This is a genomic window from Cyanobium sp. WKJ7-Wakatipu (assembly GCF_024345355.1).
GTDB lineage: Bacteria > Cyanobacteriota > Cyanobacteriia > PCC-6307 > Cyanobiaceae > Cyanobium_A > Cyanobium_A usitatum.
In genome coordinates, this window is sequence record NZ_JAGQAY010000036.1 from 1 (window position 1) to 17,962 (window position 17,962).

The following is a 17,962-nucleotide window of genomic DNA, read 5'->3' on the forward strand; positions in this document are numbered from 1 at the left end:
ACACCGAACCAGCCCACATAGAGGCGGTTGTTGGTGGAGGTGACCCAGTCGCAAAACTGGTTCCACGCAGAAGCGCCTTGGCGCTGCTGAATAGTGGTTGTCATGAGAACGAGAAGAGGGTGTTCCAAAGGAACGGGTATGGAAGGTGGCAAGCCACCAGACGGAATCCCGTCGAGCGCAAGAACATTGCGTAACAGGACTGTAACGGAAGATTGCGGGATTAGTGAGAAGGGCGGCCGGGAGTCGCCAAAGCCCTGCTGATGAATCCCATAAGTACCGCTTATGCCGGGGTGCGGCAGGCCCCAATCGGGTCAACCCCAGGGGGCCAAGCCCAAGGCCTTGCGTGAGACATCGAGTTGGCTCACCGACTGCAGATCGATGTTGTTGACCACAAGACCTGTAAAAACCGGCTAATTCCTGCTGTTCGCTTGGCAGAGCATCCCTAGGGTGCGCCAAGAGAATGGCTCCCCCAAACGGATGACGAGCGTCTACGCCGACAACAGCCTCACCATCGGCAAAACCCCCCTAGTGCAGCTCAATCGGGTCACCGATGGATGCAAGGCCCGCGTACTGGCCAAGATTGAAGGCCGCAACCCTGCCTTTTCGGTGAAGTGCCGCATCGGCGCCGCCATGATTTGGCGCGCCGAGCAGGAGGGACTGCTGGGTCCTGGCAAGGAGCTGGTGGAGCCCACCAGCGGCAATACCGGCATCGCCCTGGCTTTCGTGGCCGCCGCCAAGGGGATCCCCCTAACCCTGACGATGCCGGAGACCATGAGCCTGGAGCGCCGCAAACTGCTCACGGCCTACGGCGCCCACCTCGTTCTCACTGAAGGAAGGATGGGTATGCCCGGCGCCATCGGCGCTGCCAAGGAAATGGCAGCCTCCGACCCCGACCGCTACGTCCTTCTGCAGCAGTTTTCCAATCCCGCAAACCCCCAGATCCACCACGACACCACCGGCCCCGAAATTTGGGCCGACACAGACGGCCAGGTGGACGTACTCGTGGCTGGAGTGGGCACCGGAGGCACCATCACTGGCGTCAGCCGTTACATCAAGGGAACCCTGGGCAAGCCGCTGGTTTCGGTGGCAGTTGAACCCGACAACAGCCCAGTGATCAGCCAGGCCAAGGCAGGGCAGGAGCTCAAGCCCGGTCCCCACAAGATCCAGGGAATCGGCGCTGGCTTTGTGCCCGCAAACCTCGATCTGGACCTGGTGGACCGGGTCGAAACCGTTGGCGACGAGGAGGCGGTGGCTATGGCCCGCCGGCTGATGAAGGAAGAGGGAATCCTGGCGGGCATCTCCTGTGGTGCCGCAGCCACGGCCGCCCTGCGGCTAGCCCGAGAGGAGGCCTACGCCGGCAAAACCATCGTGGTAGTGCTGCCCGACTCAGGCGAGCGCTACTTGAGTTCGGTTTTGTTTGAAGGGGTGTTTGACGAGAAGGGGCTTGCCCCACGATCTAGCTAACCCGCCATGCAGCTCTCTGCTAGCCAGCCGATCTGGAGCATCCCAGCGCAGGCAGTGCCGGCAGCTCTGCAGTGCACACTCCAAGGCCTGAGCGACTCAGAGGCCCAGCGGCGGTTGGAGAGGTTTGGAGCCAATCGCCTCCCAAGCCAGCGCCGCCGTTCCCTGCTGCTGAGGTTTGTCGATCAACTGGTGCACTTCATGGCCCTGCTGCTCTGGGTGGCTGGGGCCCTGGCATTTGCAGCGGGCACGCCCCAGCTGGGCTGGGCTATTTGGGCGGTTGTGCTGGTCAACGGCCTGTTTTCCTTCTGGCAGGACTACCAAGCCGAGCGCACCCTGACGGCGCTGAAGCGATCCCTACCCCGCCAGGTGCGGCTGTGGCGTAATGGTGAACTCACCGAGCTAGATGCCGAGCTGCTCGTGCCGGGCGACCGAATCCTGCTGGAGGAGGGAGACCAGGTGCCCGCCGATGCTCGGTTGATCCAGGCCAACGAACTGAGCCTGGATCTCTCGGTGCTCACTGGCGAATCGCAGCCAGTGGCGCGCCATGCCGATGCCATCGACTCACCTCCGACAGGCAAAGTTGTCCTGATTCCGACCCGGGAACGGGCCAATCTGGTTTTGGCGGGCACCAGCGTGGCCGGCGGTCGCGGCGAGGCCATCGTTTACGCCACCGGCGGTGAAACTGAATTCGGCCATGTGGCCCACCTCACCGCCGCCACAACCAGGGGCATCAGCACCTTGGAGCAGCAGGTGGGCCACATCGTGCGCACCATCACAGCCATCGCCTTAACGATGGGGGCGATCACCTTCAGCCTCAGCCTTCTGTTTGTGGGGATCATCGTTGCCAACGTGCCCGAGGGCTTGCTGCCCACGGTCACCTTGGCCCTGGCGATCAACGTGCAGCGCATGGCCAGTCAGAAAGCACTGGTGCGCAGGCTTTCAGCCGTGGAGACCCTCGGCTCGGTAAGCGTGATCTGCAGCGATAAAACCGGCACCCTCACCTGCAATCGCATGGCGGTGGAGGAGATCTGGCTGCCCCAGGTAGGCGAGCAGCCAGGGATTGATCGAGGTGGAGAAGCCGAGCTGTTGCTGGCGGCCTGCCTTTGTTCAAACGCCCAGCTCAAAGCCAGCGGTGACGGCAGCCGAGCCCTCGGCGATCCCACTGAAACCGCCCTGCTGGTGGCAGCCCAGGCTCGAGAGCTGGGCCTCGACGTGCATCAGCAGCGCCATCCCCGCAGCCGGGAGTTGCCATTTGATTCCCATCGGCGCCGAATGAGCGTGATCGTGGCCACCGAGACCGGCCTGCAGCTGATCACCAAAGGGGCACCCCTGGAGCTGCTGGAGCGCTGTAGCCCAGAGGGCCGAGCCCAGGCAGTGGCCGCCAACGACGACCTTGCATGCCGCGGCTACCGCGTCATCGCCGTGGCCCAGCGCCTGCTCGAGGCCGCTGAGGAGCAAGCCCCAGCCGATCAACTGGAGCAAAAGCTCAACTTGTTGGGCTTGATCGCGCTCTACGACCCGCCCCGGCCGGAGGTGCCTGAGGCGATTCGCCAGTGTCACCAGGCTGGGATCAAGGTCACCATGGTGACTGGCGACTACGGCCTCACCGCCCAGGCCATAGCTCGCCAGATCGGCCTGCTGGATATGCCGGCCAAGGGTGACAACCACCCCCAGGCCGATCCGGTTCGGGTGATTCAGGGCGACCAGCTCGAACTGATCAGCGATGTGCACCTGCGCCAGCTGCTCAAATACCGCAACCGGCTGGTGTTTGCCCGGATGGCCCCGGAGCAGAAGCTGCGGCTTGTGCAGGCCTACCGCTCCCTCGGCGAAGTGGTTGCAGTCACTGGCGATGGAGTTAATGATGCCCCGGCTTTGCGGGCGGCCGATGTGGGCATAGCTATGGGCCTGGTGGGCACCGATGTGGCAAGGGAGGCCGCCGATGTAGTGCTGCTAGACGACAACTTCGCCACGATCGTCACGGCGGTGCGCTTTGGCCGAGGCGTGGTGGCCAACATTCGCAAGTTCCTGCCCTACGTGCTGGCTAGCAACGTGGCCGAGATGGCTCCGTTTTTAGCCATGGTGACCCTGCAAATCCCGGCGGCCCTAACCGTGCTGCAGATCCTGGCGGTGGATCTGGGCACCGATTTATTACCCGCCCTGGGGCTAGGAGCCGAGGCGCCTGAATCGGGATTGATGCGCCAACCGCCCCGGCGCCGTTCAGCGCCGCTGCTGGATCGGCCCCTGATGCTGCGCGCCTATCTGGTGCTGGGCCTGAGCGAAGCCGTGGTGTCGATGACGGCCTACCTGCTCAGCTGGCAGCAGCAGGGTGTGGGTTGGGCCGAGCTCAGGCTGGCAGCCCCCCTGCTTCTCCATGGCGAGGCCGGAGCAGCGCTCGTGGCCAGCCAGCACCAGGCCTCAAGCGTGGCCTTCAGCTGCATCGTGGCCGGCCAAATCGGTGTGGCGATGGCCTGCCGCAGTGAGCATCGCTCCGCCTTCGTCAACTTGGTGCAGCAGGGCTGGCGCCGCAATCCCCTGCTTTGGCTTGGCATAGCAGCTGAAATCCTCTTCACAGCGCTATTGCTCTATTGGCCGCCCCTGTCGCGGCTAGCGGCGATGGTGCCAATTGACAGCCGGGCCCTACCGATGGTGTTGCTGGCGCCCCTTGTGGTGATGCTGGCGGATGATTGGCGCAAAAGCCGGCTCACGGCCTAGTTCGGCATGGTCACAAACTCCTCGGCAACCGAGGGGTGCAGGGCCATGGTGCGATCGAAGTCGGCCTTGGTGGCGCCCATGCCAATGGCGATGGCTGCCATCTGGATAATTTCAGCGCTGTGCTCGCCCACCATGTGGCAGCCCAGCACCTTGCCGCTTTCCAGCTCCACGACCAACTTGAGCAATACCCTGGGCCCCCTGGCCGGCAAGGCCTGGCTCATCGGCCGGAAACGGGCCCGATGCACCCGCACTCCCCCTGGGCCATGGCGCTGGATCGCCTCCTCTTCGCTGAGCCCCACACTGGCCAGCTCCGGCTGGCTAAACACCGCACAAGCCACCAGGCTGTGGTCCACCTGGCGCGGGCTAGTGCCATAGACAGTGTCGGCAAAGGCGCGTCCCTCATCAATGGCAACCGGGGTGAGGTTGATGCGGTCGGTGACATCGCCAACTGCATAGATGTGGGGCACGTTGGTGCGCTGCTCGCTATCCACTGGAATGCGATTTGCCTCAGTGGCGATAGCCGCTGCCTCAAGGCGCAGGCCCTCCAGGAAAGGGCGCCTGCCGGTGGCAAGCAGCACTCCACCGCAAGGAATGATTTCGCCTGCCTCGGTGTGGACGCTGAGGTCGCCGGCACTGCCAGTGATGGCTGCAGGACTATGGGCAAAGCGAATCTCAATACCCTCTTGCTCCATGCCCTCTTGAACAGCTTTGGCAGCTTCAAGATCAAAGCCCCGCAGCAAATGATTGCCGCGCACCAGCTGGGTCACTGCTACGCCAAGGCCATTGAGGATGCAGGCGAATTCACAGGCGATGAAGCCAGCACCCACCACCACAAGGCGCTCCGGTAGTTGCTCCAGCAGAAACATCTCATCGCTCACCCAGCCAAGCTCTGCTCCTGGAATCGCTGGCCGCTGGGGCCGCCCCCCCACCGCAATCAAGATGCGCTCGGCCCGCAGGCGGCGCTCGCCAACGGCAACGGTGTGAGCGTCTTCAAAGCAGCCCCAGCCGCGCACCAGCTCTACCCCCGCTTTTTCAAGAAAGCCGAGGTGCAGCTGATTGAGCCGATCTACCTCAGCGCGCACATTGGCCAGCAGGGTGCTGGGGTTGCGGCGAATCCCCTCGATTTCCCAGCCATAGCAGGCTGCATCGGCAAGCAAGTGTTTGTAAGCGGAGCCATAAACCAGCAGCTTTTTGGGCACGCAGCCGCGGATCACGCAGGTGCCGCCCACCCGGTCGCCCTCCACGATCGCCACGCTGGCGCCATAGCTTGCGGCCCGTTTGGCAGCAGCCAAACCACCAGAGCCGGCCCCAAGCACGATCAGGTCGTAGGAGCTGTTCATGGGGGTGGAGGTGAAGGACTGGAGCTCCTCACGCTATGGCGTGAAGCCCTTGGGCGGAAGGGTGCTCCCCAGCTCTGCGACGAACGAAGGGGCGCTGGCTGATCCGCACCATCGCGACTGGTGTGAGCACGGGATCTGGTGGCGTTATCAGCAGCAATGAAAAAGCCCCCCGAGCTGGGGGGCAGGTGAGGTGTCCCGTATGGGGAAGCCTCATGACACGGGCAGGAGGGTGGTCAGATCGCCGTGTCGCCGCGCTCCCCGGTGCGGATGCGGATGGCTTCCTCAACGGGCGTGACGAAGATCTTGCCGTCGCCGATTTCGCCAGTGCGGGCAGCCTCGAGGATGGCCGTGAGGGTGGCTTCCAACTTGTCGTCAGAAACCACCACAACGATCTTGGACTTAGGTAGGAAGTCCACGGTGAACTCGTTGCCGCGGTACCGCTCGACCTGGCCCTTCTGGCGACCGAAACCGCGGACATCGGCAACGGTCATGCCGACGACATCAAGGCCGACGAGGGTTGTTTTGATGGCGTCCACCTTGGATGGACGCACCAACGCTGTGATCATTTTCATTGATGTCGGCCTCAGTTAGTCATGGGATCGTAGGCCTCTTCGCCATGGCACACATAGTCAAGACCGCGCTCTTCATCCTCAGGGGTGACGCGTAGTCCAACCGTTGCCTTGACGATCAGAAGAATGATCGTGGTGCCAATTCCCACGAATCCATAGGTGACCAATACGGCTTTGAGTTGGACAATGAAAAGGCCAAAGTTGCCGCTTTCCTCCAGAATTTTTGCGGAAACCGGGAAGTAATCAGCCGGGACCATTTCCTTGACCGCCAACAGGCCTGTCAGCAGGGCTCCGATGGTGCCACCCACACCGTGGACCGAGAATGCATCAAGCGATTCATCCAAGACAGACTTGGAACTACCACCCGAGCCACCGGCACCGGAGAACTGCACCGCGATGTAGCAACCAGCGGCAACCGCAACGCCAATCAGAAGCGAAGAGCCAACGGAAACAAAACCAGCAGCCGGAGTTATGCCCACCAAACCGGCGACAGCACCGGTGGCAGCACCCACAGCTGTGGGCTTTCCATCTCTGAACCACTCAATCAGACACCAAGTGAGCAGGGCCGCAGAAGCCGAAGTCGAGGTGGTGACGAAGGAGAGGCCAGCGCCTTTAGCAGCGAAGTAGCTGGCTCCGTTGAAGCCGAACCAACCGAACCAGAGCAGACCGGCACCAAGCAGGATGTAGGGGACGTTATGGGGCGGGCGCACGCTCTCCGGGTAACCGGTGCGGGGGCCAACGATGGCGGCAGAGACGAGAGCAGCCACACCGGAGGCAATGTGGACGACCGTGCCACCGGCAAAGTCGATGGCACCTAGGCCTAGCGGGCCCAGATAACCACCACCCCAGACCATGTGGGCTAGGGGGCAATAGATGAACAGACTCCAAAGCAGGCAGAACCAGAACCAGGCCTTGAAGTTGATGCGCTCTACCAGGGCACCGGAAATAAGCGCCGGCGTGATGATGGCGAACATGCCCTGGAAGAGGGCAAAGGAAGTGGCGGAGATGGAGAAGCCATCGGCTAGGGGCTGGTCACCCAGCGGACCGCCAACACCGTTCAGCCACATTGCCTCAAGGCCGCCGATGAACGGGCTCTTGAAACCCACGCCGAAGGAAAGGCTGTAGCCGATCACAACCCAGAGCACCCCGATGAGACCCATCAGGAAGAAACTCATCATCATCGTGTTGAGCACGTTCTTGGCGCGCGTGAAGCCGCCGTAGAAGAACGCCAGTCCTGGGGTCATCAGCAGCACCAGGGCTGAACCCATGAGCATCAGCAGGGTGTCGGCGCCGTCGGTGGGGACCTTGGCCAAGGCTGCCTTGGCGGAGCCGGCCATCAGCGGCAGCAGGCCAGCACCGAAGGCGAGCAAGATCACGGCGTAACGCCTCAGTTCAGGCTCCTGAACCTTGGCGAGGACCTTGGTGCGGAATCGATCGAAGACAGCCAGCGGGGTGGGACCGCCGCCGGCGATGGGGACTTGGGCCATGAAGGAAGGTGACCTCCAATGTTCACCCGGCCACAATCGTGCAGCGCTGCAGTCCTGTGGGTAGCAAATGACACCGTTCACGAGAACGCTGATCCCTTCCGCCCTGTGTTTGCTGGCAGCCCAATCTTGGGACGGACGTCGCTGACTAGAAGCCGCCGAATGTGCCGCAGAGGATCGACGGCAGAGAGTGTCTGGAGGGCCAACTGGGCAACTCCATGACTGGTCCTCAGCCCTTTTTTGATGTTGGATCCGTTCACGGCTGGATCGGTTCACGAGTTAGTTGGCTGCCGCGGAGTGAAGCAATCCGTCGTGACTGATGCCCTGATGCTCACTATTGAGGTCTTCAGCTGAGCTGCCTGGCCCCATCCCTTGGCTATTGATCTCGGGCATCAGCCTGGGCAACAACCTTGGTGAAGGCGTCGAACATTGGATCTCAGTTATGGAACTTCGCTCTTGAAACTTAGATAGGCCACCCAGCACCCCGTGAGCTCCTAGAACCAAGGCTGCTGCAGCGATAGGCATGGCGTCGACAGGCCAGGAAGTGCTCGATTGGCAAGAGCTCGAACGCCTCGGCGCGTCCCCAGCCGATCCAGTCAACGGTCCCACCAGCGCCCAGGCCCGGCTGCGTCTGTTTGGCCAGCCGGAGGAGGCAGTGCGGGTCACTCTTTTCCGCGACCACCATGCCTGGTGCCCCTACTGCCAGAAGGTGTGGCTTTGGCTCGAAGAGAAGCGGATCCCCTACCGGATTCGCAAGGTCACCATGTTTTGCTACGGCGAAAAGGAGGCTTGGTTCAAACGGCTAGTTCCTTCGGGGATGCTGCCGGCGCTTGAGCTCGATGGCCGCCTGATCACTGAGAGCGATCGCATTCTTGAAGCCCTCGAGGGGGCCTTCGGGCCCTTGGTGCTGGGCATGAACGACCCGGCGGTGCTGCCCCTGCGGCAGTTGGAGCGATTGCTGTTCCGGGCGTGGTGCCAATGGCTCTGCAGTCCGGGGCTGCGACCCGCCCAGGAGCAAGCTGCCAGGGCGGCTTTTCAGCGCATTGCAGGCAAATTTGAGCAGGCGCTCAGCCAGCAAAGTGGGCCCTTTTTGCTTGGCGAGCTAGGCACGGCTGATCTGGTATTCGTGCCCTACGTGGAGCGCATGGCAGCAAGCCTGGCCTACTACAAGGGTTTTCTGCTGCGCAGCGAGCATCCGGCCATTGGCCGCTGGTTTGAGGCGCTGGAGCAGCGCCCCAGCTACCTCGGCACCCAGAGCGACTTCCACACCCATGCCCACGACCTACCGCCCCAGATGGGTGGCTGCTACGCCAGCGGAGACGCCAACCAACAAGCACTAGCCACTCAAATCGATAAGGGCCCCTGGCCCCTGGGCAGCCCCGACCCGGAAACCAGCCAGGCCGAACCGGCCAATGCGGCAGCCTTTGCCCTCAGCCGGGTGATCAAGCACCGAGAGGCAATTCTTGGCCGCAGCCCCCTGGGAGCGGAAAAATTCGATGTCCCGCTCCGCACAGCTCTCACGGCCCTGATCCACGCCAAGCCCCTGCCAGCACCGGCGGGCTCTGCCCCTGCCCTGCGCTATCTGCGCGATCGCATCAGCGTGCCCCGGGATATGCCGCTGCATGCGGCTCGGTGCCTGCGCCAGGCCTTGGAGGCCACTGCCAGTCTCGATCCAGCGGATGGCACAGCCCAGGGGGCGCCGATTCCGGTGGGCCATCGCCGCGATCAGGATCCCCAGCCATTCCTGCGGGCCGCTCCTAGCGTTTTGCCAACTGCTTAATGCCCTAGTGCCTGTGCCCCGTCTTCGACGCGTCGCCGTTGCGCTCGGCTGGGCCCTGGCCAGCTGCATTGCCGGGGCGCCCGCACTTTCGCCGCTTGCGATCCCCGCCGCTGGCGCCCTTGAACTCCGGGGCGTCACCTACTTCAGCAAGGCTCCCTGGAAGGTGGACCTGGTGAGCTACTACACCACTGTCTGGCAGACCGGTGCGGAGTACTACTTCACGATCACGCTCGATCCGGAGGCGGGGGTGGCCCTTGGCGGCCTCACCATTCAGCAGACCCGCGGCGTGGATACCAGCTTTCCATTCTTTGTGGATCGCACCTCAGCTTTTTTGGGCCGGCCGCGCCAGCAGGGTCCCCGCGTGCCGGTGCAGGCCCAGTTCGATAGCGATGCGCGCCGCTTCACCCTCAGCTTCCCTGAGCCCATTAAGCCCGGAAGCACGCTCACCGTTGTGCTCAAGCCCTGGAACAACCCGGCTGTCTCTGACACCTACATGTTCCAGGTGTCGGCCTACCCAGCCGGCCCCAACCCCTCGCCAGCGTCGCTGGGATTTGGCACCCTGCGGATCTACGACCCCGATTGGCGCTGAGCCAGATCCCCTGAGCCATGACCCACCGGAGCTGGCCCGCGCTTTTGCCTATGTTTTTGGCAGCGGTTGTGGGCCAGTCGTCGCTGCAGGCCCAGACCGCGATGCCCCAGGAGCTGCCGGGCCACGTTTCAGTGCCGGATGTGAGGCTCCCCGGATCGGAGGGATCTCTGGCCCGAGGCGCCTTGCCGGCACCAGGGCTGGATCCGGCGGCGCCGCCCCTGGCTTACCCGTTGGCCCAGCCCGCCGAAAGCCTGGACCCCTGGGGCTGGCGCTACTCGGAGCGCCGCTCGGCCTGGCGGCTGCACACCGGCATTGATCTGGCGGCGCCGCAGGGCACGGTGGTGCTCGCCTCCCGGGCCGGACGGGTGCTGCTGGTGGAGTCGATCAGTGGCTACGGCACCACCGTGCTGCTGGACCATGGCGAGGGTTGGCAGACGCTCTATGCCCATCTGCACGAGGCCATCGTGGTGAACGGCGTCTGGCTGGAGCAGGGGCAACCCCTGGGCATGGTGGGCATGACCGGCTCGGCGACGGGTCCCCATCTGCACTTCGAACTGCGTCGCCAGGGCGCCGAGTTGCTGGCCCTGGATCCCACACCCCACCTGCCGCCCCCATCCCTACCCCCGGTGCTTGCCACAATCAGCCCTTAATTGCGCCACACGCCCCATGCAAGCCCAGTGGAATGGTCAGGTGATTGCCAGCAGCGATGACATCGTCAAGGTCGACGGAAACGCCTATTTCCCCGCCGCAGCCCTTGATCCCGACTGCATCCGCCCCTCCACCCACACCAGCGTGTGCGGTTGGAAAGGCACGGCTCATTACTACGACCTGGTGGTAAACGGCCAGGTAAACGCCAATGCGGTCTGGTTTTATCCAGAGCCCAAGGAGGCTGCCGCAAACATCCGCGGCCGTGTGGCCTTCTGGAAGGGCGTGCAGGTGACCTAAATCAGCCGTCTCGCGCAACTAGGGAGAGTTGGCAGCAGCAAGGGATTCAGCAACCAGGAAATCGCAGGGTGCGCCAGTCGCCGCTGGCAGTACTCACTTCAACGCCAATCTCCACAGGCCCTGAGCTGCCACCGCAGTGGTCGTTCCACCAGCCAAGCGCTTCGCTCCATGCGGCATCGAGGGATTCGTAGAGGTCGTCGAGCACCGGATGGGGGGCGCCCTGACGATCGACTAGGCGGTAGATCCGCACGTGGCTGGGGGATTGGGTGCGCACTGCTGGCATGTCTGGCTTCGCTGCTCTGCTGGTAATCATGGCCCTTGTGCCAGATCGAAACTGTCACCTTCACAACATCTTCCGGTGTTGCAGGTTGCTAAGCCGCCAGGCATCAACGTATGAACAGCATCTCCTGGTAGCTGGGCAGGGGCCAGAGGTCGTCGTCGACCAAGCCTTCCAGACCATCCACCGCCGAACGCAGGTCTCCGATTAGCGGCATCAGGCTGTCGGCGCAGTGACGCATGTGGGCTTCGGTGCCGTGGGGCGCGGCATGTAGGGACTGATCGAGGCTCTCGCAACCGTTGTTGAGCTGCTCAAGCAGTTCGCCCAACTGATTGCGCAATTTGAGATTGGGATGCAGGCCCATCGCCTGCTGCTCCTGTAGGGCCTGGCCCAGCTCGCCTAGATAGCGCACAGCAGCTGGATATACCTGGGTGCGAGCGATCTGCAGGGCCAGCTTTGCCTCCACTTCAATCGCCAGCACGTACTGCTCGGCGTACACCTCAAAGCGGCTCTCCAGCTCCACCGCACTGAGCACTCCTTGGCGCTCAAAAAGCTCGCGCACCTCCTGGCGCTGCAGCACTGGCAAGGCATCGGCGCAGGTGCGCAGGTTTTCCAGGCCACGCTCTTCGACAGCCAGGCGATGCCATTCGCTGGAGTAGCCGTCGCCGCCAAACACGACGGCGCCGTGCTCGCGCATCACCTGCTGGAGCACGTTGAAGGCCGCTTCTCCTAGGGCGGTGCCGCTTTCAAGCTGGCTCTGCAGCCGATCGGCAATCCAGCCGATCGAATCGGCCAGCACCGTGTTCATCGCCACCAGGGGCCCGGCTACCGATTGGTTGGAGCCAACGGCGCGGAATTCAAAGCGGTTGCCTGTGAAAGCAAATGGTGAGGTGCGGTTGCGATCGCCAGGGTCTTTGGTGAATTCCGGCAGGGTGTCTACCCCCAGGGTCATGACGCCGCCTTTGGCAGAACTCTGCAGGTTGCCCTCGCGAATCTGGTTGAACACGTCCTCGAGCTGGCTGCCCAAATACACCGAGATGATCGCCGGGGGAGCTTCATTGGCACCAAGGCGGTGGTCGTTGCCGGCGGTCGCCACCACCGAGCGCAGCAGTGGTCCGTAGCTGTGAACGCCGCGAATTACGGCGGCGCAGAACAGCAGGAACTGCAGGTTGTCATGGGGGGTCTGGCCGGGGTCGAGCAGGTTGCCCTGGGTGGCGTTGCCGATCGACCAGTTGACGTGCTTACCCGAGCCGTTGATCCCCGCGAAGGGCTTTTCGTGCAGCAGGCAGGAGAAGCCGTGCTTTTTGGCCGTGCTCTTGAGCACGGTCATGGTGAGCTGCTGGTGGTCGGTAGCGACGTTGGCGGCTTCGAAGTAGGGCGCAATTTCAAATTGACCAGGTGCCACCTCGTTGTGGCGAGTCTTGGCGGGAACGCCTAGGCGGTAGAGCTGCTGCTCCACGTCCTGCATGAACACCTGCACTCGCTCGGGGATGGCGCCGAAGTAGTGGTCGTCGAATTGCTGGCCCTTGGCGGGCGGGGCGCCAAACAGGGTGCGGCCAGCGAGGAGTAGGTCTGGGCGCAGGGCGACGAAGGCGTTGTCGACCAGGAAATACTCCTGCTCGGCGCCGCAGCTGGAGTTCACCGGAGCTACGTCGGTTTCACCGAGTAGACGCAGCAGGCGCTGGGCCTGTCGGTTCATAGAGGCGTTGGAGCGCAGCAGCGGCGTTTTTTTATCTAGGGCCTCACCGGTCCAGGAAACGAAAACGGTGGGAATGCAGAGGGTGACCCCATTGGGGGTCTGCATCAGGTAAGCGGGGCTGGTGATGTCCCAAGCGGTGTAGCCGCGGGCCTCAAAGGTGGAGCGGATGCCGCCATTGGGGAAGGAGGAGCCGTCTGGCTCGCCCTGCACCAGCAGCTTGCCGGTGAATTCGGTGATTACCCGACCATCGCTTTTGGGCGAAATGAAGCCGTCGTGCTTCTCGGCCGTTGAGTTTGTGAGCGGATAAAAAACGTGGGCGTAATACAGCGCTCCACGACCGGTAGCCCAGGTCTTCATGGCGTCGGCCACGGCGTTAGCCAACGACAAATCGAGCTTGCCGCCCTCCCGAATGGTGCGCTGGATCGACTTAAAAATGCGTCCAGGCAAGGCCTCCTTCATCGCCGGAAGGCCGAATACATCGCTAGCCCACAGCTCATCGAAGGGGGCGGCAGCAGTTGTCGCCACCGGGCGTCGCCGCTGAATCTGCTGCAGGGCGGCGTAACGGTGCGAGCTGGGCATGGGATCGATTTGAAAAGGCCTATGGGGGCATCCAATGCGGCAATCCCGCCCCCTTATGTAGCCGTTGCTACAAAATCACTCCCTGCGTTCGAGGGCTGGTGGCTACGGCGACAGACAGACCGGCCAGCTCAGATCAAGTAACGGCGAATGCTGGGACGACTCCAGAACACCAACGCAGCAGTGGTAGCCGCCCAAAGCAAACCAGACAGCACTGCGGTGAGCAATCGCCCCTCACTGAGCAGCGCCATGCGCACGATTCCGTAAGGCAGCCCCACCGCCAGGGCCATAGACAGGGCCACGATCGCCAGGATCTGTCCCCAGGCACGCCACTTGAGCAGGGCGATCGAGCCCACCAGGCCCACCACGGCCGTAGGCAGCACGGCACTGGCGCCCACAACGAGATTGGCCGTGCGCCAGGTGGGATCCAGCAGGATTACCGCCAGGCCGAGGGGAATGGCCAGGCCATTGGCCACCAAACCCAGGCGAGCCAGGGTCACGTAGCCGCGGGGGGGCTGCTGCAACATCGCAAACTCGGTGCCAGCGACTCACCATGCTCGTTCATGGGTAGGCGGCAGGATGGTGGTGTTCGCAAATGGACGGGGATTGCAACTCCATTCCGCCCCGCCCTTAACAGCAGCCCAAGGGCCAGCAACGGCCTTCCCGCCGCTGCAACGGGGACCTCTGACAACGCTGCAGGTGAACCTCGGCTACCGCTGTAACCAGGCCTGCAGCCACTGCCACGTCAACGCTGGACCATCCCGCACCGAAATGATGGATCCGGCCACCCTGGCCCTGATCCCGCATGTTCTTGCGGCTCGCCAGCTGAGCTGCCTCGACCTCACCGGTGGAGCGCCGGAGCTCCATCCCCAGTTCAGGGAGCTGGTGGTGGCTGCCCGCCAGCTTGGCGTCGAGGTGCTCGATCGCTGCAACCTCACGATTCTGTCGGAACCCGGCCAGGCTGATTTGGCCCGTTTCCTGGCGGATCAGGGCGTCACGGTTGTGGCCTCCCTGCCCTGCTACGCCGCTGAAAATGTCGATCGCCAGCGAGGCAGCGGCGTGTTTGAGCGCAGCATCGAGGCTCTACGCCAGCTCAATGCCCTTGGCTACGGCCAGCCAGGCAGCGGCCTCGAGCTGCAGCTCGTCTACAACCCCCAGGGGCCGGTCCTGCCCCCTCCCCAGGCCCAGCTGGAGGCCGACTACCGCCGGGTGCTCGCCGCCGACTTCGGGGTGGTGTTCACCAGCCTCTACGCCCTTGCCAATATGCCGATCCAGCGTTTTGCAAGCTGGCTCCAAGCCCAGGGAAAGCTGGAGGCCTACCAAGCCCTGTTGCAAAACAAGCACTGCGGCGCGAATCTCGAGCGGGTCATGTGTCGCTCCTTGATCAGTGTCGACTGGCAGGGCTGGCTTTATGACTGCGATTTCAACCAGCAGCTTGGACTGAGCGCAGCTGGCCGGCCCAGGCGCCATCTTGGCGAACTGCTGGGCTGGGATCCGCAGGGAGATGGGGTGGCAGTGGCGGATCATTGCTTTGGCTGCACCGCCGGAGGGGGCTCCAGCTGCGGCGGTGCCCTAAGCCGAGACTCGGGCTGAATACCTCCTGGCCAAGATCAAAATTTTCAGCCTCTTCCCAGTTGGCTTTTCGAGTCGCCTCAGTACGATGGGAACAAATTACTGGGTGATGTGCACACGCGGATGTTTACGAATATCCGCCTGCATTTGACTTGATGCCGGATCCTTCCCCAAGGAAAGAGGAGAGGCACATCGTGCCCTCAATAAGCATGACAATTCAGATCGACTTTCATGTCGATCTGATGTCGTTTATTGGTCGCCTCTGGGATGTGAGCTCCTCTGGTGCCTGCCTGCTGTTCCCCATCCGCGAGCCTGTAGTGCCTGGTTTGGTCGGCACCCTCACGATTCAACACCCCATCTTCGGCGATCCGATCCGGCTGCGGGCCAGCTCCCTCTGGGTCGATCGGCTGGAGTCAGCCTCCTACGTGGGGGTGCGGTTTCTTGAAACCGTCGACTTCAACACCACCTTTTTGAAAGTGCTGATGCGCCGCAGCGGTGGCTACACGCCCGTGGGTAGTTTTGGCGATCTTCTCTCTGGCACGGCATTCGGCAGCTTCAGTTGAGCAAGCAGCACCTTCGCCCAGCCCTGCTGCTGATCCTTGGGCTGGGCTGGCTGCTTGCCAACTCTGCCCAGGCCCTGCAGCGGCCGGTGGATCCAGTAGCGGTCTGCGTGGTGACCCCCCGGGTGGAGCCGGTGACAGAAGGGGATGCCATTGGCCTGGTGCCCACACCCATGCCCCTGCTCGTAGTGGTCGAACCCCTGCTGGAGCTCCGCATCGAGCGCCAGGGCCTGCTGGTTTGGCAGCAGCTTGCGCCTGCCGGGCGCCCCTTCCGCGCACCCCTGGCCTGGCCCCTGGCCCCGATTGCCCCCGGCGAGGTGGTGCTGCTGCGTCTGAGGCCTGAGCAGGCGGCAGAGGGCAGCTTTGCCCAAGTGCAATTAGTGGGTGCGGACGCCGAGCGGATGGCCCGCACCGCGGCCCTGATCCTCTCCCTAGGCCAGAGCCCCCCTGCCTGGCTGGCAGCGATCGAAACGGCCCTGGAAGCTGGAGATGTGTCCCTGGCCTGGGCCCTGCTGTTTGAACCCCAGCTCCCCGATGCAGGCGATCTAGCTGCCCTGCGCAACGAGGTGGTGCGCAGGGGCTGCGGCGATTGAGCCGCGACCACAATGCAAGACAGTACGGCCGTACTATTTTGCGCTAGTGTGTCGGCCTTCGGGGATTGCCATGGCGAGCGATCTGATCTGGCTTGGTCCCTTGCAGCCAGCGCATCACGACCTCGAGCCCCTGCTTCTGCCCCTGGCCGGCGAAACCGTGGCCGCAGGCTTTCCCAGCCCTGCCGATGACTACATCGAGGCAACAATCGATCTAAATGGAGCCCTGATTCCGCGACCGAGCTCCACCTTTTTGATGCGGGTAGACGGCGATGCCATGCGCGGAGAGGGCATTCATCACGGCGATCTATTAGTGGTCGACCGCAGTGTGGGGCCCCGTTCTGGCTCCATCGTGGTCGCCGTGCACGAGGGGCGCTTTCTGCTGCGGCGACTGGAGGGAACACCTCCCCATCGGCGCCTGGTGGCCAGCGATGCCACTAGTCCCGCCATTGCCCTGCAAGGTGACGATCCTGACCTGCTGATCTGGGGCGTGGTGATCCATGCGGTACATCACCTCTGGAAGCCATCGCCGCAAGCGCGAGTCCGAGCAAGCGCTATTAAACGTTCACCAGAAGCCTTTGGAATAAAGCCATAGGCCTAGCAATCCCATTGGCACAAACACTGCGCCAAGGATCTGCAACTTGACGGTGCGCGGAGATGGCTGATTCGTACGGGGCATGGGGGTCAGGCTGAAGGGGAGAACAAAATCGGGCGATAGGTGGGCCGAGCGGCGGGCGAGAGGCTCCACTTCACCCGGCAGGTGAAGGTGGCGTATTCACCTTTGATGGCAGTTGAGAGCCGCATGGCCGTAGCGGTTGCATTGGCTGGCATGCGGTATTGGGCCTGATTGCAGGAGTCCACTTCAGAGACGTTCGACCTGTATTCAACGGTGCCACTGGTGGGCGCGGCCTTGGCGTCTGTTTGGCCTGCCTGGGCTGCGCAGGGTGCAAGCAGGGAAGCAGTGGTACAAAGGGCCAAAAGACAGGGAAATGCAGCAATGCGGCGCATGGCTAAGCGTCAAAGTCTTCCTGTAATAGCCGAAAAGACGCCGCCGCGCCTAGTCGAGCAGCCAGTGCGGCAACCTGGCCCAGCAACGCGCTTAGGGCGGTTCTGATCCACTGATGCACTAAAAAAGATTTGGAGTGATCTCCGGTAGCCGTCGCCATTGGCAGGCAATTTCGGCTTCCCGTGGCCACCCGGTCGGTGCGAAAGGTGGCCGATCCTCTGAAACCCGAGCTCGCGATCGGCGCTAATTCGGCAGGAAAGGTTGCGGTATGGCGAAACGGCCAAGCAACTGCGCCAGCTAGGCGATCAACTCGAAATCCTGATGCTGGTGGAGTAACTCTAATCCGTGGGCATGTGGTGTGCAGCGTTTAATCAGCTCGAAGATCGCGAGGTACTTGATCTTTTGGTGGCGGCAACACCCGATACGCCCAACTGAAATCACTGCTTACCTTTGACCTCGAGATCGTGAGCACCCTTTTGTAGAAGGTAGGAGTTAATGGCCTCTTTTAAGACGGCACCAAGTTTCTTGCCCTCGAGAATGGTTAAAAGTTTTAAAGCTCGATGCTCCTCCACGGAGAGCTCAACGGTAATTCTTGGCATGACTGTGAAGGAACCTGAACCGATGTGACAAATATATGCCAACACTGGTGGAAAATGTGCAATCGGATACTAAGGAGACTCTGGAAAACCCAGCCTATCTGCGCGAAAATGAGCCTGTAACCGCAGGCCAGGACTGGGTTGATGGGCGGCAAGCAGCTTGGCTTCTCGGATTACGAGCTCACAACAGCCAAGAAGCAGAC

General features: G+C 62.7%; 17 protein-coding genes. 10 read left to right on the top strand and 7 right to left on the bottom strand.

What is annotated here, in order from left to right:
- Window positions 1-477: 477 nt before the first annotated feature.
- Both cysK and KBY83_RS13840 read left to right on the top strand, forming a co-directional pair.
- Window positions 478-1,464, top strand: a complete 987-nt coding sequence (gene cysK, locus KBY83_RS13835) for a cysteine synthase A (RefSeq protein ID WP_255020139.1) — start codon at window positions 478-480, stop codon at window positions 1,462-1,464.
- 6 nt (window positions 1,465-1,470) lie between these two features.
- Window positions 1,471-4,176 carry a cation-transporting P-type ATPase gene (locus KBY83_RS13840; RefSeq protein WP_255020140.1) on the top strand — a complete coding sequence of 902 codons (2,706 nt, stop codon included), beginning with the start codon at window positions 1,471-1,473 and terminating at the stop codon, window positions 4,174-4,176.
- Here the strand turns inward: KBY83_RS13840 and gorA are convergent.
- The 3 genes from gorA to KBY83_RS13855 all read right to left on the bottom strand — a co-directional run bounded on the left by gorA (window position 4,173) and on the right by KBY83_RS13855 (window position 7,572).
- Complete coding sequence (gene gorA / locus KBY83_RS13845) at window positions 4,173-5,516, bottom strand: glutathione-disulfide reductase (protein ID WP_255020141.1); 1,344 nt, start codon at window positions 5,514-5,516, stop codon at window positions 4,173-4,175. The two genes, KBY83_RS13840 and gorA, sit on opposite strands and share 4 nt — an antisense overlap.
- Window positions 5,517-5,749: 233 nt before the next feature.
- The gene (locus KBY83_RS13850) at window positions 5,750-6,088 is read right to left on the bottom strand and encodes a P-II family nitrogen regulator (protein ID WP_255020143.1); all 339 of its coding nucleotides are present in this window, start codon (window positions 6,086-6,088) and stop codon (window positions 5,750-5,752) included.
- A gap of 11 nt (window positions 6,089-6,099) precedes the next feature.
- Window positions 6,100-7,572, bottom strand: coding sequence for an ammonium transporter (locus tag KBY83_RS13855; RefSeq protein WP_255020145.1), 1,473 nt, complete (start codon window positions 7,570-7,572; stop codon window positions 6,100-6,102).
- Window positions 7,573-8,092: 520 nt separating this feature from the next.
- On the opposite strand from KBY83_RS13855, the gene KBY83_RS13860 reads away from it, so the two are divergent.
- The 4 genes from KBY83_RS13860 to KBY83_RS13875 are packed head-to-tail and all read left to right on the top strand — an operon-like array spanning window position 8,093 to window position 10,883.
- Window positions 8,093-9,349, top strand: a complete 1,257-nt coding sequence (locus tag KBY83_RS13860) for a glutathione S-transferase family protein (RefSeq protein WP_255020146.1) — start codon at window positions 8,093-8,095, stop codon at window positions 9,347-9,349.
- A 7-nt stretch (window positions 9,350-9,356) separates the two neighbouring features.
- The gene (locus KBY83_RS13865) at window positions 9,357-9,938 is read left to right on the top strand and encodes a DUF2808 domain-containing protein (RefSeq protein WP_255020148.1); all 582 of its coding nucleotides are present in this window, start codon (window positions 9,357-9,359) and stop codon (window positions 9,936-9,938) included.
- 17 nt (window positions 9,939-9,955) lie between these two features.
- Complete coding sequence (locus KBY83_RS13870) at window positions 9,956-10,588, top strand: M23 family metallopeptidase (protein ID WP_255020149.1); 633 nt, start codon at window positions 9,956-9,958, stop codon at window positions 10,586-10,588.
- Between the two features lie 16 nt (window positions 10,589-10,604).
- Window positions 10,605-10,883 (top strand): DUF427 domain-containing protein, encoded by a 279-nt coding sequence (locus tag KBY83_RS13875; RefSeq protein ID WP_254937307.1) that lies wholly within the window; start codon window positions 10,605-10,607, stop codon window positions 10,881-10,883.
- A gap of 46 nt (window positions 10,884-10,929) precedes the next feature.
- Here KBY83_RS13875 and KBY83_RS13880 read toward each other — a convergent pair whose 3' ends face one another.
- The 3 genes from KBY83_RS13880 to KBY83_RS13890 form a co-directional block, all read right to left on the bottom strand.
- Window positions 10,930-11,196 (bottom strand): hypothetical protein, encoded by a 267-nt coding sequence (locus KBY83_RS13880; protein WP_315856777.1) that lies wholly within the window; start codon window positions 11,194-11,196, stop codon window positions 10,930-10,932.
- A 73-nt stretch (window positions 11,197-11,269) separates the two neighbouring features.
- Window positions 11,270-13,438 (bottom strand): glutamine synthetase III, encoded by a 2,169-nt coding sequence (locus KBY83_RS13885; RefSeq protein WP_255020151.1) that lies wholly within the window; start codon window positions 13,436-13,438, stop codon window positions 11,270-11,272.
- A gap of 128 nt (window positions 13,439-13,566) precedes the next feature.
- Window positions 13,567-13,962 carry a Hepatitis C virus core protein gene (locus KBY83_RS13890; protein WP_241518200.1) on the bottom strand — a complete coding sequence of 132 codons (396 nt, stop codon included), beginning with the start codon at window positions 13,960-13,962 and terminating at the stop codon, window positions 13,567-13,569.
- 52 nt (window positions 13,963-14,014) lie between these two features.
- Here KBY83_RS13890 and arsS point away from each other — a divergent pair, with 52 nt between their 5' ends.
- The 4 genes from arsS to KBY83_RS13910 all read left to right on the top strand — a co-directional run bounded on the left by arsS (window position 14,015) and on the right by KBY83_RS13910 (window position 16,752).
- The gene (gene arsS, locus KBY83_RS13895) at window positions 14,015-15,028 is read left to right on the top strand and encodes an arsenosugar biosynthesis radical SAM (seleno)protein ArsS (RefSeq protein WP_255020152.1); all 1,014 of its coding nucleotides are present in this window, start codon (window positions 14,015-14,017) and stop codon (window positions 15,026-15,028) included.
- Window positions 15,029-15,162: 134 nt separating this feature from the next.
- Window positions 15,163-15,570, top strand: a complete 408-nt coding sequence (locus tag KBY83_RS13900; RefSeq protein WP_254941657.1) for a PilZ domain-containing protein — start codon at window positions 15,163-15,165, stop codon at window positions 15,568-15,570.
- Complete coding sequence (locus tag KBY83_RS13905) at window positions 15,567-16,160, top strand: hypothetical protein (RefSeq protein WP_255020153.1); 594 nt, start codon at window positions 15,567-15,569, stop codon at window positions 16,158-16,160. The genes KBY83_RS13900 and KBY83_RS13905 overlap by 4 nt, the downstream gene beginning before the upstream one ends.
- 70 nt (window positions 16,161-16,230) lie before the next feature.
- Complete coding sequence (locus KBY83_RS13910) at window positions 16,231-16,752, top strand: LexA family transcriptional regulator (protein ID WP_255020154.1); 522 nt, start codon at window positions 16,231-16,233, stop codon at window positions 16,750-16,752.
- 89 nt (window positions 16,753-16,841) lie between these two features.
- On the opposite strand, the gene KBY83_RS13915 is transcribed toward KBY83_RS13910, so the two are convergent.
- Entirely contained in the window at window positions 16,842-17,165 is a 324-nt protein-coding gene (locus tag KBY83_RS13915; protein ID WP_193486176.1) for a hypothetical protein, read from the bottom strand.
- Between the last annotated feature and the right edge of the window lie 797 nt (window positions 17,166-17,962).